Annotated in this window: 15 protein-coding genes; 7 read left to right on the top strand and 8 right to left on the bottom strand. The window is 68.7% G+C overall.

Annotated elements, in window-relative coordinates; translation table 11 throughout:
- Positions 1 to 166 precede the first annotated feature (166 nt).
- The gene (locus tag ASF57_RS12045) at positions 167 to 1,747 is read left to right on the top strand and encodes a L,D-transpeptidase family protein (RefSeq protein WP_244476939.1); all 1,581 of its coding nucleotides are present in this window, start codon (positions 167 to 169) and stop codon (positions 1,745 to 1,747) included.
- 168 nt (positions 1,748 to 1,915) lie between these two features.
- Entirely contained in the window at positions 1,916 to 3,136 is a 1,221-nt protein-coding gene (gene zigA / locus ASF57_RS12040; protein WP_056483574.1) for a zinc metallochaperone GTPase ZigA, read from the top strand.
- A 104-nt stretch (positions 3,137 to 3,240) separates the two neighbouring features.
- On the opposite strand, the gene ASF57_RS12035 is transcribed toward zigA, so the two are convergent.
- Positions 3,241 to 3,600, bottom strand: coding sequence for a hypothetical protein (locus ASF57_RS12035; protein WP_056178680.1), 360 nt, complete (start codon positions 3,598 to 3,600; stop codon positions 3,241 to 3,243).
- Positions 3,601 to 3,693: 93 nt separating this feature from the next.
- Positions 3,694 to 4,752, bottom strand: a complete 1,059-nt coding sequence (locus ASF57_RS12030; RefSeq protein ID WP_200935857.1) for an alpha/beta hydrolase — start codon at positions 4,750 to 4,752, stop codon at positions 3,694 to 3,696.
- A 264-nt stretch (positions 4,753 to 5,016) separates the two neighbouring features.
- On the opposite strand from ASF57_RS12030, the gene meaB reads away from it, so the two are divergent.
- The 3 genes from meaB (at position 5,017) to ASF57_RS12015 (ending at position 7,226) form a co-directional block, all read left to right on the top strand.
- A complete protein-coding gene (meaB, locus tag ASF57_RS12025) occupies positions 5,017 to 6,015 on the top strand; it encodes a methylmalonyl Co-A mutase-associated GTPase MeaB (RefSeq protein WP_056178677.1) in 999 nt (332 codons plus the stop codon).
- A gap of 6 nt (positions 6,016 to 6,021) precedes the next feature.
- Entirely contained in the window at positions 6,022 to 6,645 is a 624-nt protein-coding gene (locus ASF57_RS12020; RefSeq protein ID WP_082503908.1) for a peptidase C15, read from the top strand.
- Positions 6,646 to 6,881: 236 nt separating this feature from the next.
- Complete coding sequence (locus ASF57_RS12015) at positions 6,882 to 7,226, top strand: CsbD family protein (RefSeq protein WP_056178674.1); 345 nt, start codon at positions 6,882 to 6,884, stop codon at positions 7,224 to 7,226.
- A gap of 81 nt (positions 7,227 to 7,307) precedes the next feature.
- On the opposite strand, the gene ASF57_RS12010 is transcribed toward ASF57_RS12015, so the two are convergent.
- From ASF57_RS12010 to ASF57_RS12000, 3 genes are all read right to left on the bottom strand, one after another.
- Positions 7,308 to 8,093 (bottom strand): 3-hydroxybutyrate dehydrogenase, encoded by a 786-nt coding sequence (locus tag ASF57_RS12010; RefSeq protein WP_056483572.1) that lies wholly within the window; start codon positions 8,091 to 8,093, stop codon positions 7,308 to 7,310.
- 114 nt (positions 8,094 to 8,207) lie between these two features.
- Positions 8,208 to 8,951, bottom strand: a complete 744-nt coding sequence (locus ASF57_RS12005; protein ID WP_056178667.1) for an acetoacetate decarboxylase — start codon at positions 8,949 to 8,951, stop codon at positions 8,208 to 8,210.
- A 69-nt stretch (positions 8,952 to 9,020) separates the two neighbouring features.
- On the bottom strand, positions 9,021 to 10,139 hold the full coding sequence (locus ASF57_RS12000; protein WP_244476918.1) for a patatin-like phospholipase family protein: 1,119 nt from the start codon (positions 10,137 to 10,139) through the stop codon (positions 9,021 to 9,023).
- A 335-nt stretch (positions 10,140 to 10,474) separates the two neighbouring features.
- Here ASF57_RS12000 and ASF57_RS11995 point away from each other — a divergent pair, with 335 nt between their 5' ends.
- Together ASF57_RS11995 and ASF57_RS11990 are read left to right on the top strand one after the other, a co-directional pair.
- Positions 10,475 to 11,437 (top strand): acetyl-CoA carboxylase carboxyltransferase subunit alpha, encoded by a 963-nt coding sequence (locus ASF57_RS11995; protein ID WP_056178664.1) that lies wholly within the window; start codon positions 10,475 to 10,477, stop codon positions 11,435 to 11,437.
- Positions 11,438 to 11,788: 351 nt separating this feature from the next.
- Entirely contained in the window at positions 11,789 to 13,264 is a 1,476-nt protein-coding gene (locus tag ASF57_RS11990) for a murein L,D-transpeptidase family protein (protein WP_056483570.1), read from the top strand.
- A gap of 25 nt (positions 13,265 to 13,289) precedes the next feature.
- Here ASF57_RS11990 and ASF57_RS11985 read toward each other — a convergent pair whose 3' ends face one another.
- The 3 genes from ASF57_RS11985 to ASF57_RS11975 all read right to left on the bottom strand — a co-directional run bounded on the left by ASF57_RS11985 (position 13,290) and on the right by ASF57_RS11975 (position 15,187).
- The gene (locus tag ASF57_RS11985) at positions 13,290 to 13,916 is read right to left on the bottom strand and encodes a LysE family translocator (RefSeq protein ID WP_056483567.1); all 627 of its coding nucleotides are present in this window, start codon (positions 13,914 to 13,916) and stop codon (positions 13,290 to 13,292) included.
- Between the two features lie 162 nt (positions 13,917 to 14,078).
- Entirely contained in the window at positions 14,079 to 14,336 is a 258-nt protein-coding gene (locus ASF57_RS11980; RefSeq protein WP_056178656.1) for a hypothetical protein, read from the bottom strand.
- 134 nt (positions 14,337 to 14,470) lie between these two features.
- Positions 14,471 to 15,187, bottom strand: coding sequence for a PhoH family protein (locus tag ASF57_RS11975; RefSeq protein WP_056178653.1), 717 nt, complete (start codon positions 15,185 to 15,187; stop codon positions 14,471 to 14,473).
- Positions 15,188 to 15,562: the final 375 nt, after the last annotated feature.

Here is a 15,562-nt window from a genome sequence, read left to right as displayed (position 1 = left end):
AGCCGGGCACAGGAGATTGGTAACCCTCTATGCGCATGGTTGGGGAGACTTCACACGCGAGAGACCCGCGATGCGTTCGCGCCACAGTGCCGTTCTCCTCCGCCTACCGGCGCGGTCCGTCCGCCCACCCGCTCGATCAATCCGCCTGCGCGCGGGCCTGTCGCAGATGGCGCTCGTCCTGGCCCTCGGCGGCACGGCCTGGGCGCAGGACGCCCGCATGCCGGCCAAGGCCCCGTCGGAGCCTCCCGCCAGGGTGACGACGGAGCTTCCGAAGGTCGAGACCCTGTCGGCCACCGCGCCGGTGACGCCCGCCGTCCAGGCCATCGTGCCGAATGCGGCCGACGCGGCGCCGGCCCCGGTGAAGAAGTCGCGGGAATTGCCGCCCCTGGTGGTGGCGCGGGTCTCCACCGACCCGGTCCCGACCCTCAGCCCCGCCACCTTCCTCGATACCCTGCGCATGGCCGACCGCTACCAGGCCATGGTCGATGCCGGCGGATGGACGGCGCTGCCCGCCGATCTCGTGGTGAAGCCCGGTGCCAGCAATCCGGCGATCCCCGCCCTGCGCAAGCATCTGGTCCTGGTCGGCGATCTCCCCGCCGAGACAGCGATGAGCGATCAGCTCGACGCGCCCCTGGTGGCGGCGGTCAAGTCCTTCCAGGCCCGCCACGGATTGCCCGAGACCGGCCTGATCGGGCGCCAGACGGTGGCGGCGCTCAACGTGCCGGCGGCCACGCGCCAGCGCCAGCTCGCCGCCTCCGCGGCCCGGCAGATCGGCTCGAACTTCCCCTACGGCGACCGCTACGTCGTGGTGAACATTCCCTCGGCGACCGTGGAGGCGGTCGATCACGGCATGGTGGTGCGCCGCTACGTGGCGGTGGTCGGCAAGCCCGACAAGGCGACGCCCCGCATCGAGGCGCGCATCACCGACGTGAACCTCAATCCGACCTGGACGCTGCCGGTCTCCATCATCAAGAAGGAGATCATTCCGAAGATGCGGAAAGACCCGGGCTATCTCGCCCGCGAGCGGATCCGCATCCTCGGCCCCGGCGGCGTCGAGGTCGATCCGACCGCCATCGACTGGTCGACTGAAAAGGCGGCCAACTACACCCTGCGTCAGGATTCCGGCCTGGAGAACTCACTGGGACAGGTCCGCATCGACATGCCGAACAAGCAGGCGGTCTATATGCATGACACGCCGTCGAAATCGCTGTTCGCCCGCGAGGTCCGGTTTCACTCGCATGGCTGCGTGCGCGTCGCCCAGGTGAAGGAGCTGGCCGGCTGGCTCCTCGAAGGCACGCCCGGCCCCAACGGCCAGGGCTCGACCTGGGGTCCGATCGAGATCGAAACCAGCATCGCCACCAACGAGCGCCTGGACATCAAGCTGCCGAAGCAGATCCCGGTGACCTTCGTGTATCTCACCGGCTACGCGACGCCGGACGGCCGTGCCCATTTTCGCGATGACATCTACGGCATCGACAGCCCGGCGGTGCCGATGCCGGATGTGGCGGCGACGGGCACGATCGCTCCGCCGGCCAAGGCCAAATCGACGGATATCAAGTCAACGGATATTAAGTCGACCGTTGCCAAACCGACCGTCGCCCAGCCGACAGTCGCCAAATCGAGCGCGGCCAAATCGAGCGCGGCCAAGCCGGCCCGGTCCGCTCCGGTCACCGAGACGGCCGCAACGAACGATCCGGTTCCGCCGCGTTCGATCCCGAGTCGCGCCGCGCTTCCGCCTGTGGATTGATCGGCTGTCGGCCCACGCGGCGATCCGGGGCTCCGAAACCCGGAAATGAGCGGAGGGTCCGTCCGATCCACGCGGGCGGACGGGCGACGGACGGGGAGCCACAACCTTGACAACGCCGAGCAACTCCGACGAATGTTACGTTATAACATTCCTAAAGGAGCTGTGTTCATGCTGCACCCCGATCTACGCCTGCCCGTGACCGTGCTGTCGGGCTTTCTTGGCGCGGGCAAGACCACCCTGCTCAACCACGTCCTGAACAATCGGGAGCAGCGGCGCGTCGCCGTGATCGTCAACGACATGAGCGAGGTGAACATCGATGCCGACCTGGTGCGGGGTGGCGAGGCCAACCTGTCGCGAACGGACGAACGCCTGGTGGAAATGACCAATGGCTGCATCTGCTGCACCCTGCGGGATGATCTGCTGGCGGAGGTCCGGCGCCTCGCCGAGGCCGGGCGCTTCGACTATCTCCTGATCGAGGGCACCGGCATCGCCGAACCGCTGCCTGTCGCCTCGACCTTCTCATTCCGGGATGAGGAGGGGCGGGCGCTCTCCGACGTGGCCCGCCTCGACACCATGGTGACGGTGGTGGACGCGGTGAACCTGCTCAAGGATTACGGCTCGGCGGACTTCCTGAGCCATCGCGGCGAGACCGCGGGCGAAGGGGACACACGAACCCTGGTCGACCTCCTGGTGGAGCAGATCGAGTTCGCCGACGTCGTGGTCATCAACAAGGCGACGGATGTCTCACCCGAAGCGCTCGCCCTGGTGCGCTCCGTGGTGCGGGGCCTCAACGGCGATGCGCGGATCGTCGAGGCCTCCCACGGCCGCATCCCCCTGTCGACGGTCCTGGACACGGGCCTCTTCGACGAGGACAAGGCCCAGGAACACCCGCTCTGGTTCAAGGAGCTCTACGGCGCCGCGGAGCATGTGCCGGAGACGGAAGAATACGGGATCGGCACGTTCGTGTACCGGGCGCGGCGCCCGTTCGACCCGACGCGGTTCAACGCCTTCGTCGACGCGACCTGGCCGGGCCTGATCCGCGCCAAGGGGCATTTCTGGCTCGCCTCCCGGCCGGACTGGGTCGGCGAGTTCTCCCTGGCGGGAGCCGTGGCCCGGGTCAGCGCCATGGGCTTCTGGTGGCACGCGATTCCGCGGAGCCGGTGGCCGGAGGAATCGGAGTTCCGCAGCCGTCTCGACGCGGTCTGGAGCGAGACCTGGGGAGATCGGCGACAGGAGCTGGTCTTCATCGGCACGGGCATGGACGAGGCGGCCATCCGGGCCGCCCTTGATGCCTGCCTGATCGACACCGGGCCGGACCGGGGCACCTTCGATGCCGCCCCCTATCGCGCGCTGCCCGATCCGTTCCCGCCCTGGCAGCGCGCGGCCTGACCTCCGTCCCGCCGATCATCGCGACCGGCGGGGCCTGGCGCGGGGCCAACGAAGGCGACGTTCAGTCCGGTCACCCGCGATCGGGTCACCGGACCCGTCGACGGTCAGGAATCGAGGCCGCCATCCTCGTCGATATCGACCAGGAACACGATGTCGGCGTCGTCTTCCTCATCGCCGTCCTCGTCCTCGTCGTCGTTCGAGGCCTGGGCGTGGTGGGCATCCGGCTCGAAGGGCTCGTCCTCCTCGGAATCGTCCTCCGCGAGGGCGTCCTCGAAGATTTCGGTCTCCTCCTCGGTGGCGGGGCGGATCTTGAGCGGAGAGGTGCCGTTCCACAGCACCTTGCCGTCGCTCTTCATGGTCTGGATGTCGTCCTTGAAGCCATCGCAGGTGAAGAGGTCGTTGGCGACCTCCTCGGAGCCATTGATGACCGCGATGGCCACGCCATCGATCTCGAGAGTGAACATCGCGAATCCTTCCTGTCTGCGGCCGGGGCCGCCGTCCGTGTAGGGGCGAACGCGGCGCAGGCCAAGGGCTGGTTTCCCGACGGCAGCCGCGACTCAGGCTCCGCCGCTGGCCCGGGCGATGGCGCGCTTGACCACGCCCTGGACGTCGGGGTTCGACAGGAACAGGTCGTGGTTGATCAGCCCGCCGCCATAGTCGGAGGCATCGGCCACGCGCACGCCCAGCGCCTCCAGGCGCTCGCGATCCGCCGCCCCGGCCCGGACCACGCCGCCCGCGATGGCACCCGAGAGTTCCAGGGCGCGATCGTTGGTCGAGGAGATCACCGTGATCTTGTGCACGTCCGGCCCCATCCGCTCGACCGCGCTGGTGAACAGGTCGATGTCGATGTCGGGCGCAGCGAGCACCACCGCGCCGATGCGGGCCATGGCGGCCTCGCCGGCCTCGGCCCGCAGCATGCGCAGGGTCTCGAGGGTCAGCAACGTGCCCATGGAATGGGCGACGATGTTGATGCGCCCGCCGGATGACGAGTTCGCGAGCGCCTTCAGGAGGTCTTCGAACCCGTCGCGCGACCACAGGGCGCTTTCGCGGTCGTAGCCGTAATCGAAGGTGGCCGCGGCCGAGGGCCAGGTGAACAGCGCCGAGGCGCCGCGGAAGCGGATGCCGTCCGAGAGCTTGGCGGCGCTGACCGCTGCCGACTGGAAGCTCTCGCGGTAGCCGTGGACGTAGATCAGGACGTCGCGTCCGAGGGCGGCCTGGGCGAAGGCCGCGGCCGCGCCCGGACCCGTCTCCACCTGCGGCACGGCGGTCACGGCCCAGTCGCCGGTGACCACCGAGGAGACCTTGCCGATCAGCGAGCGGTCGGGCGCCGAGAGCCGCACTTCGGCGAAGCTGAGGCCGCGCCCGCGCTCGGAGCTGAAATAGGGGCTCTTCGGGGGCGAGCCGACCGGCTTGCGCGTGGTGGCCACGAGGAGGATGGGGCTGACGTCGAGGGCCGACTGGCGCTCGGGCACCCCGCCGCCCACCGCGTCGCTGACGAGACCGTCTGCCACGCAGCCCGCCAGCCCCGGCGTGAGGCCGGCCACCCCCGAGAGGGCGGCGAACCGCAGGAGCGCGCGACGGGTGGGAGCGTGGGGGCGGATCTCGGATCGAATCATGTCGTGCAAGGCAGCCCTGAACGTGGCGGCCCCGGGGCGGGCCTGACGTGGAGCTATCCTGTCGACGAGGATCGTGACCATGGCGGGGCGTGAGCGTGGCCGTGGCGATGTGGATTGCGGGCACAGGCAGTCCTGTGTCCCCGATCCCACAGGACTCGGACCTGTCTCGGACCCGGCTGGGATCACGCCGGTTTGCGGGGGAAGCGCTCCCGCGCAGGCGCGCCCCCCTCGACGAAACCCGGCGGGACCGGCAAAGAAGCAGCCATGGCCGTCTCATCCGCACCCGCCCTCGACATCGATGCCTTGCGCGAGCGGCTGCTCGGGGGAGACCGCGCCGCCCTGGCGCGGGCCATCACCCTGGCGGAGTCGAAGCGGGCCGATCACCGGGCGGCGGCACGGGCGCTCATCGATGCGGTGCTGCCGCACACCGGAACCGCGATCCGCGTCGGCATCACGGGCGTGCCCGGGGTGGGCAAGTCGACCACCATCGACGCGCTGGGCGCCAATCTGACGGCGGCGGGGCACAAGGTGGCGGTGCTGGCGGTCGACCCCTCCTCCACCCGCACCGGCGGCTCGATCCTTGGGGACAAGACCCGGATGGCGCGCCTCGCCCTCGATCCGAACGCCTTCATCCGGCCCTCCCCCTCCTCCGGCACGCTCGGCGGCGTCGCGGCCAAGACCCGCGAGACCATGCTGCTGTGCGAGGCGGCGGGCTTCGACGTGATCCTGGTGGAGACGGTGGGCGTCGGCCAGTCCGAGACGGCGGTGGCCGACCTGACGGACTTCTTCCTCGTGCTGATGCTGCCCGGAGCCGGCGACGAACTGCAGGGCATCAAGAAGGGCATTCTCGAGCTGGCCGACATGATCGCGGTCAACAAGGCGGATGACGGCGAGGGCGAGCGCCGGGCCAGCGCCGCCGCCTCCGAGTACCGCGCGGCCCTGCACATCCTCTCGGCCCCGAGTTCGACCTGGACGCCCCCCGTGGTCACGATCTCGGGTCTGAACAACAAGGGCCTCGACGGCCTGTGGGAGCGGATCGTCGATCACCGCAACAAGCTCACGGCCACCGGCGAGATCGCCCAGAAGCGCCGTGCCCAGGACGTGAAGTGGATGTGGGCCCTCGTCCATGAGCGCCTGCACCAGCGCCTCGTCGGCTCGGCCGAGGTGCGGCGCCAGACGGCGGAGGCCGAAGGCGCGGTGGGACGCGGGGAATCCTCGCCCGCCGCCGGGGCCGAGGCCATCGCCACCCTGATCGGCCTGTAGGGGCCAGTGCCCGGCGGCCTGCTGATCACCGGCTTCGGCCCGTTTCCCGGCGTGCCGCGCAACCCGAGCGCGGCGCTCGCCCGCCGCGTCGGCGCCCTCGCGCGCGCCAAGGTCGGTGGCGAACCCGTGCGGGTCCTGATCCTGCACACCACCTACGCGGCGCTCCCCGCGATGCTGGAGCCGGCCCTGGCCGAGGCTCCGGCCGCGATTCTGCTGTTCGGGGTCGCGTCCCGCGCCAAGCGGGTCCGGGTCGAGGTGCAGGGCCGCAACCGCACCAGCCGGCTGTTCCCCGATGCCTCGGGGCGGATCGCGGCGCGACCGACGCTGGAACCCGGCGGCCCGGCCGCGCGGCGCTCGCCGGCAGCGGCGCCCGCCCTGGCGGTTTTGCGCCAGAGCGGGATCGCCGCGATCCCGTCGCGGGATGCCGGGCGCTATCTCTGCAACGCCACCTATTTCCGCGCCCTCCGGGAGGGGCCTCCGGCGCTGTTCCTGCACATCCCGCTGCCGCCCAGGACCAGGCGGCCGGCCAAGGCCGTTCGCAGGCTACGCCAAGCCCCCGGGGAGACCCTCGCCCAAGCCTGCGCGGAGGTGGCGCGCCGTCTCGTCCTGCGCGCCCGCGCCCGCCGCTGACTTGCGGCTGCCTTGCCGCTGCCTTGCGGCTGCCTTGCCGCTGCCTTGCCCCCGCGCAGATTGCGGGGCCTTGGTTTGTCGGTGGTGGTTTGCCGGCGCCGGAAGATTTTCATCTCACCGCATGGGTCCCGTTGGCGCCGTCGGGCGTTCTGTGAAGGTCGGATGCGGGTACCCCGGCCTCGGATACGACTGCCTCGGACGGGCCGCCCGCATCATCCGCGTTGAGGAGAGAGAGAATGGTCGATACGGATCGCATCGTCGGCGCCGCCAAGGAAGTCGGCGGCAAGGTTCAGGGCGCTGCGGGAGACCTCGCCGGCTCCTCGCGCCACTCGGCCGAGGGCCGCTACCGCGAGGCGGAGGGCCGCGCCCAGGACATCTACGGTCAGGCCAAGGACACCCTGCGGGATGTCGCCGACAACGTCTCGGATTATGCCGGCGACGCCTATGAGCGTGGCGGCTCCTACCTGCGCGATGGCGGCCGCGTCGTCAGTCACCGCGTCGAGGAGAACCCCTTCGTCGCCCTCGTGATCGCGGGCGCCGTGGGTTACGGCCTCGCCCTGCTCCTGCACAGCCGCCGCTGATCGCAGGATCGTCACGGCCTCCGTTCCGCCCTCCATCGAGGCAGGGTGGAACGGAGGGTCATGGAACGGAGAGGTGCCGCGCTACTGCGCGGTCCAGCCGCCGTCCATCGCCATGTTGGCGCCCGTGATCTGGCTCGCCGCGTCCGAGGCCAGGAACACCGCCAGGGCGGCGACTTGATCGATGGTGACGAAGGCTTTCGTGGGCTGCGCCTTGAGCAGCACCTCGTTGATGACCTCGTCCTCCGTCATCCCGCGCGCCTTCATGGTGTCGGGAATCTGGCTCTCCACCAGGGGTGTCCAGACGTAGCCCGGCGAGATGCAGTTCACCGTGATGCCGTGGGTGGCGAGTTCGAGCGCCGCCGTCTTCGTCAGGCCGACGAGGCCGTGCTTGGCCGCCACGTAGGCCGACTTGTACGGCGAGGCCACCATGGAATGTGCCGAGGCGGTGTTGATGATCCGGCCCCAGCCACGCTGCTTCATGCCCGGAATGGCCGCCCGCATGGTGTAGAAGGCCGAGGACAGGTTGAGGCTGATGATCTGCTCCCACTTCTCCGGCGGAAACTCCTCGATCGGCGCGACGTGCTGGACGCCGGCATTGTTCACGAGCACGTCCACCGAGCCGAAGCTGTCCGCGCCCAGCCGGATCAGCCCCTCGATCTCGCCGGGCTTGGTCAGGTCCGCCGGCGAATAGACCGCCTTCACGCCGAACTCGGCCTCGATCCCGGCCCGCTCCTTCTCGATGTCCTCCGGCTTGCCGAAGCCGTTGATGACGACGTTGGCGCCCTCCTTGGCGAAGGCACGGGCATAGGCGAGGCCGATGCCGCTGGTGGAGCCTGTGACGACGGCGGTCTTGGATGTCAGGATCATGAAAACCTCCTTGAACGCTCTACCGAGGCGGATGCCGGTTCGGCGAGCGCGGGCGAACGAAGCCCGGGACCCATGGTCCGGCGAGCCGGAGCACGGGTCGAGACGTCCGGGCGATCAGGCGAGATAATCGTGCAGCACCTGCCCATAGGGCAATGTGAAGTCGACCACCATGTGTCGGCCTCCGACGATGCGGCGCACGGGCAGGTCGGCCACCCGGCAATTGACGTGCGGGATGAGGTGGAGCCGCGCCTCGCCCTCCCAGGCGCCATGGACGGTGATGTCCTCCAGGCGGTAGCCGACGAGCTGCGCGACCTTGGTCCCGCCGTCGACGTCGGGCAGGAGCTTGAGGTTGACGTTGAGCTTGCCGAGGCCCGCCTTCACCGCGCCGAGATCGTTCCCGAGGCTCCGGTGCTTGTAGGTCATGGTGCCCATCGCCACCCGTTCGTCGTCGTAATGAAGCGTGCCCGTGAGCGTATCCTTGGTGAGCTTGAGGCGCGGCACGCCCCACTTCTTCGGGAAGCCCCAGATCTCACGCCCCGCCGTGATCGGCGGTTCGTCGTCGAGATACATCTGGATCGAGAAGTTGCAGGCCTCGCCCTTGTAGGTGGCCAGCGCGCCCGAGCCGCTCTCCTCGTAATCGCCGAACCCCGAGGAATCCGGCATCTTCATCCACTCGTAGTACACGAGGTTGTCCGGATGCGGCTCCAGCGGCTCGGGCAGGGCCCGGCGCAGGGCGTCCGCATCGGTCTCGTAGGTCACGATCAGGTATTCGCGCCGGAGAAAGCGATACGGCCCGCGCGGATAGCTCGGGCTGAAAGCCGGCATCGAGGGGACCTGAAGAATGTCGTCGCGGGTCACGGGGTCATCTCCCTATGTAGGATGGGATCCCCTGGGCACGCGGGGATCCCTCGGGACGGTGCGGTGGGCTCAATCCCGCGCGTCGCGGGTGAGGTCGAACACGGAGACGCCGCTGGCGTCGTGCGGCCGGTCGCGCCAGGTCGGGCTGCGCAGGGAGCGCCGCATGTCGCCGACACCGGCGGCCCAATGCTCCAGCATGGTGGTGCGCGAGAACTCGTAATCCTTCGAGTTTCCCTCGTAGGCCTTGCGACGGTAGATCAGCTGCATGATCGTGACGGCGTTGTCGCGACTGATCCGCCGCAGGAACTCGACGTCGGGATCGCCCTGCCATTCGGGCGGCAGCTTGGCCAGCAGATTGCGGGTCGCGGCCTTGGCCTTGCGGATCTCGATGGTCACGTCGGTGTTGAGCCGGGTCCGGCTGGAGAAGCGGATGTCCTTCTCGCGCTCGGCCGCCTCGATCAGCGTGCGGGGCATGGCTCCGCGCGCGGAGAACAGATCGACCTGGAACACCAGCAGGTCGCGCTGGCTCTCCTCGTCGAGGACGTATTGCAGCGGTGTGTTCGAGACGATGCCGCCGTCCCAGTAGGGCTCGCCGTCGATGGTGACCGGCGGGAATCCCGGGGGCAAGGCCCCGGAGGCCATGATGTGCTCGGGGGTGATGCGGTCGCACCGGTTGTCGAAATAGGCGAAGTTGCCGGTGCGCACGTTGACGGCGCCGACGCTGAGCCGGGTTCGGCCTTCGTTGATCAGATCGAAATCCACGAACCGCTCCAGCGTCGCCCTGAGCGGCCCCGTCTCGTAGTAGCTCAGGGCCTCCGGCGCGCCGGCGGGATAGAGGGTGGCGGGAGGGACGCGGGGGCTGAAGAAACCGGGCACGCCGAAGGTGGCGATCCAGCCCGCGCTCGCCTCGTTGAACGCCGCCCGGGCCTTCTCGCCCGGGAACCAGGGAACCCCGGTCACCGCCGAGGAAACGAGTTCCCAGAAGGCCCTCATCCGCTCGACGCGGCGCTCGGGCGGGTTGCCCGCGATGAGAGCCGCGTTGATGGCGCCGATGGAGATGCCCGCGATCCAATCCAGGGTGCGGCCGTCGGCGGCCAGCGCCTCGTAGATCCCGGCCTGATAGGAGCCGAGCGCTCCGCCGCCCTGAAGTACGAGGACGTTGGATTCTCCGCTGGGAAATGCCGTCACGACCAGGGCCCTCTCAATCCTCCGAAGCGGGTGTCGCCTCGGCGGGTCTCCCGAGCCGACCCGCCGCCCGCGACCCAACCGATGGTTGCTCGATCCGGGTGACGCCACCATGACGCAGGGCCACCGTGATCGCCATCCAGGGGCGGGACGAACCGCGCTCATTGTCAGCCGAGGTGGGACCGAGGCCCCTCGCAGGACGCACCGATGGTTGACAGGCGGGGCTGCTTCGCCAACACCCCCCGCCCAGTCGCGGCTTTTGCCGCACGCCCTCCGCCGCGATCGTCCCTGACCCGGCCGCCCCGCGCGCGAGGGCGACGAACAAGGATCCCTGACCCATGTCGGTGACGCGCTCCTATCTCGATTTCGAGAAGCCGGTGGCCGAACTCGAATCTAAGTTGGAGGAGCTGAAGACCATGGCGGCGCGCGACGGCGCGGTCTCGATCAGCGAGGAGGTCGGACGCCTGGAGGCCAAGGCCGCCGCCGCCCTGTCCGACATCTATGCCGGGCTGACGCCCTGGCAGAAGACGCAGGTCGCCCGGCATCCGCAGCGGCCGCACTTCATCGATTACTGCGCCGGCCTGATCACGGATTTCACGCCCCTGGCGGGCGACCGGGCCTTCGGAGAGGACCAGGCCATCGTCGGCGGGTTCGGGCGCTTTCGCGGTCGTCCGGTCTGCGTCCTGGGACAGGAGAAGGGCTCCACCACCGAGACCCGCCTGCGGCACAATTTCGGCATGGCCAAACCGGAGGGCTACCGCAAGGCCGTGCGCCTGATGCAGCTCGCCGACCGCTTCGGCCTGCCCGTCCTAGCCTTCGTCGACACGGCCGGCGCCTTTCCAGGCATCGAGGCCGAGGAGCGCGGACAGGCCGAGGCCATCGCCCGCTCGACGGAAGCCTGCCTCGCGCTCGGCGTGCCGAACATCGCCGTCATCATCGGAGAGGGAGGATCGGGCGGGGCCATCGCGCTGGCCACCGCCAATCGGGTCCTCATGCTCGAGCATGCCATCTACGGCGTGATCTCACCGGAGGGCGCCGCCTCGATCCTGTGGCGCGACCAGGGCCGCGCCGCCGACGCCGCGACCGCCATGAAGATCACTGCGCAGGACCTGCTGCGCCTTGGAATCATCGACGGCATCATCCCCGAGGCCACCGGCGGGGCGCATCGCGGTCGGGAGGCCGCCATCGAGGCCGCCGGTTCTGCCATCGTGGCGGCTCTGACCGAGTTCCAGGGCCTGAGCCCCGACGAGATCCGCGACCGCCGAGCCGCCAAGTTCCTCGACATCGGGCGAAAGCTCTGAGGCACGGTAGACTAATGCGACACCTTGCCGCATCCGAGCTTTGGAACCAATCGGACTTCTTCCCCCAAAGGCGGGCCTGATTTCCGCCACACCTGTGCCGACCGGCGAGGCCGGGAAAGCCCTGCGGAATCAAGCCGGCTGGTGGCCCTGAACCCGTCTGCGGGGAAGCCCGGGTCCAATTGCGGCAGGATCGGGGAGATCGAGGGATCGTGACCGCAATCCACATGCGGCCGGGCCGGCCCGCCGCGTCGCCTTGCGGTAACAACCGGGTAAGTTTAACGACGCTAAGGGGTTGGGGAGTGGCATTCCAGGGGTGAGCCCCCGGAACGCGTGACTGAGGATAGGTTCCCCATGGCTATGCGCCCGCTCGTGGCCGCCGGTTTCGCTTTGCTCGCCCTGTCGCTCGGCGCCTGCCAGGACGGTTCGACGGGCGGCGGCGTTCCGCTTCGGGCCCTCGCCCCGGTGTCTCCCAAGACCGTTGCGCTCATGACCCAGAAGGGCATGTCGCAGAACGACCCGATCCTGATCCGCGCCTTCAAGAAGGAAGCGGAGATGGAGGTGTGGAAGCGGGCCTCCAACGGCCAGTACGCGCTGCTCAAGACCTTTCCAATCTGCCGCTGGTCGGGCCAACTCGGTCCGAAGACCAAGCAAGGCGACCGACAGGCCCCCGAGGGGTTCTACACCGTGACTCCGGGTCAGATGAACCCGAACTCGTCCTATTACCTCTCGTTCGATACCGGCTATCCGAACGCCTACGACCGGGCCAATGGGCGCACCGGCAACTACATCATGGTCCACGGCACCTGCTCGTCGGCCGGCTGTTTTGCCATGACCGACGAGTCGATGGGTGAACTCTACGCCCTCGCGCGCGACTCCTTCGCGGGTGGACAGCGCGCATTCCAGTTTCAGTCCTATCCCTTCCGGATGACGGCGGCGAACATCGCCAAATTCCGCAATGACCCGAACGCGCCGTTCTGGAAGAACCTCAAGGAGGGGTCGGATTATTTCGAGGCCCTGCGCGAGGAGCCGCGCGTGGGCCTCTGCGGCACCAAGTATGTCTTCGGCGGGGCCGATGCGGCGGCCGGCTCCTGCGCACCCAAGGTCGATCCGATGGTCGCCGAGAAGCGTGAGCGCGACAACCGCGAGGTTGCCGACCTCATCGCGAAGGGCACGCCGGCCACCCGCCTCGTCTATGACGACGGCAGCCAGAACCCGGTGTTCCGCAGCCAGCAGACCCCCGCCAACACCCTGACCTTCGCGAGCCTCGGCAAGCCCGAGCCGGAATTGCCGATCGACCCGAAGGAATATGCCCAGCATCGGCTCGGCGACGTCAGCCGCCCCGAGAGCCTGGCGGCCGGCGAGCGCGAGATCGAGGTCGACGCCAAGGGCCGCCCGGTGATGATGGCGACCGCCGCTACGATTCCGACCAAAGCCGCCGCCGCGAACCTGTCCAGGAAGGGCGCCGGCCCGGCGGCAAAGCCCGAGCCCGTGGTGGCCGAGCCCGCCAAGCCCGCCCGCGTGATGGTGGCGGATGCGGACGGCGACCCGGCCGCCTACAAGAAGGTGCTCGGGAACCTGTTCAGCAACGGCACACCGGCGACCCCGGCCACCGATGCCGCCACCGTGCCGGCCGTCGCCGCGACGCCTGAGGTCGGCGCGGCCAAGCCCGCACAGAAGCACGCGCCGGCGAAGGCCGCCCATGCCGCGCTGACCCCGACCAAGACGGGCAAGCCCGCGGACGACAAGGCGGTGAAACCGGCCTCGAAGGTGATCTCGTCCATCGGCGCCTCGCCGAAGACCACGGGGTCCACCACGCCCAAGAACTGACGCGGCCGACCCGGATCATTCCGGCTCAGCGCGTGCCGAGGAGCATCGCTCCGAAGCCGAGGAAAATCCCACCGGTGATGCGGTCGAAGGCACGCCGCAGCGCCGGACGGGTCAGCGACGCGGCGAGCCGCCGGCCGCCCAGGGCATAGACTCCGTACCAAAACAGTTCCGCCCCCGCGAAGGTGCCGACGAGGATCGCGAATTGCGGCGCTTGCGGTCGCGCCGGATCGACGAATTGCGGCAGGAAGGCGCTGGCAAAGAGCAGGAGCTTGGGGTTGCTCAGACCGATGAGCAGTCCGTCACGATAGAGCCGCCTCAAGTTCACCGATGCCGGTGCACCCGCGGCGCCGGGCAGTTCCAGCGCCCCGTCGTGGCCGCGCCAAGCCCGGATGCCGAGGATGACCAGGTAGGCGACGCCGGCGTAGCGCAATCCGTTGAACAGCACGGGCGACGCGAGGAGAACCGCACTCAATCCGGCGGCGGAGGCGACGAGCACCAGGATGACGGCGCTGAGGCAACCTGCCATGGCGGCGACACTGCGGCGGAGACCGACGCGGACGCTGCGAGCCAGAACATGGAGCATGTTCGGGCCGGGCGTGCCGGACAGGAGGAAGACGGCGCTGAGGAACAGCCACCAGGTCTGAAAGGTCACGGCCGGGCACTCCTGATCGCGTACGCTCCGACGCGACGATCGCTCCCGTCCTATCAGGCCTTCGCACGGCGTGACGCCCCCGCCGACACGCGGGGCAGCCGAGCGTGCAACGAAAAAAGGGCCCCGCGAGGGACCCTTCTCTCCATCGATCAGAGCGATCGATTACATGCGGCGCATCATCCGGCGATCCATACGACGGTGCATCATGCGGCGCTCCATATCGCGGCGCATCATCCGACGCTCCATGCGACGGTGCATCATGCGACGCTCCATCCGGCGCTCCATGCGCATCTGCACCGTGGACACGGTCTCGGGGGCGGTCACGCCGATCGGGGCGCCGGGAGCGGCAGAGGCGGAGGTGGCGAGGCTGGCACCGCCGAGCGAGGCGAGCACGGCGAAAGCAAGGGTCAGTTTCCTCACGTGAAGACTCCCATTCTTTTGTGTCCGAGCGCGGCACCCGGTTTGTTCCGAGGCCACAGGGCCTGGGAAAATCTGTCGCGCACCGGAGTACGCGGCGGACCCCGTTCCGGTCCGCCGCTATCCCAACCCGCAAGTCAGAGATTCGTTTCCTCGAAAGCCCGGACCCATTCAGCACAAATTCCCGAGCGCACGATGTCGTCGAGGGTAAATTCCACCACAGGCACCGGCATCATCCGGCTCTTGATGAGGTGGATGACGGTCCGGAGGCCGGACGTCTCGCGCAGGTCCGTCTGGGACACGTCGCCGTTGATGATCACCTGGCAATCGTCGCCGATGCGGGTGAGGAACATCTTGATCTCGGCCGTAGTGGTGTTCTGTGCCTCGTCGAGGATCACGAGGCAGTTCTTGAAAGTGCGTCCGCGCATCACCTCGAAGGGCACCACTTCGATGTCGCCGGTCTTGACCGCGATCTCGAAGGCGGCCTCGCCCATGCGCTCCTTCATGGTCTCGGTGAGGGGCGCGACCCAGGGGGCGATCTTCTCTTCCAGGGTCCCGGGAAAGAAGCCCAGCGAGCGGCCGGAGGGTACGTTCGGGCGGGTGATGATGACCTTGGCGATGCGGCGCTGGCGGAGCTGGTCCGCGGCGCGGGTGCCGGCGATGTAGGTCTTGCCGGTGCCGGCGGGCCCGAGGACGATGACTTGCTTGTGGAGGGCGAGGGCGTCGAGATACTGCGCCTGCCGGTCGGTGAGTGGTTGGATCGGACTGAGATTACGTTCTTCGTCGAAACGGGTCTTGTGTAGACGGACCGGACGGTCCTCAACGAGTTCAAGTCGTGTACGGCGTCTTTTCATCGATCAACACTCCAACCGGACTTGCCAACCTGGATTCAATCTGAGCCTGACTTGCTGAACTTGCTTCGCGTCATCTTACAACCGATCCCGTTCCGGCGATCCTTTCTGCTTCGCCCGCTTCACAGCCAATCCGGATCTTGCCCGTGAGTTCCGGCAAGGACCATCGTGCCTGTGGATGCCCGTCGCGACCCGGCGGGCCGCGGACCGTTGCGTTGCACGCACCATGCCGCGACGGGCGCGACAGGGGCGTGACAACCACTATTCTTGGCAATGATGTAAAAAGTCTGCGCTGATCCTGGCGCGCCGGGTGCAATGCAGCAACGACGTCGATTGCGTCGGCCCTGTGTCGGCAAAGACGCAGTTTCGGCCCTCATC

This window comes from Methylobacterium sp. Leaf117, from assembly GCF_001422985.1.
GTDB lineage: Bacteria > Pseudomonadota > Alphaproteobacteria > Rhizobiales > Beijerinckiaceae > Methylobacterium.
Note: the sequence above shows the minus strand (reverse complement) of the source record. Positions and strands in the feature narration are given on the sequence as shown.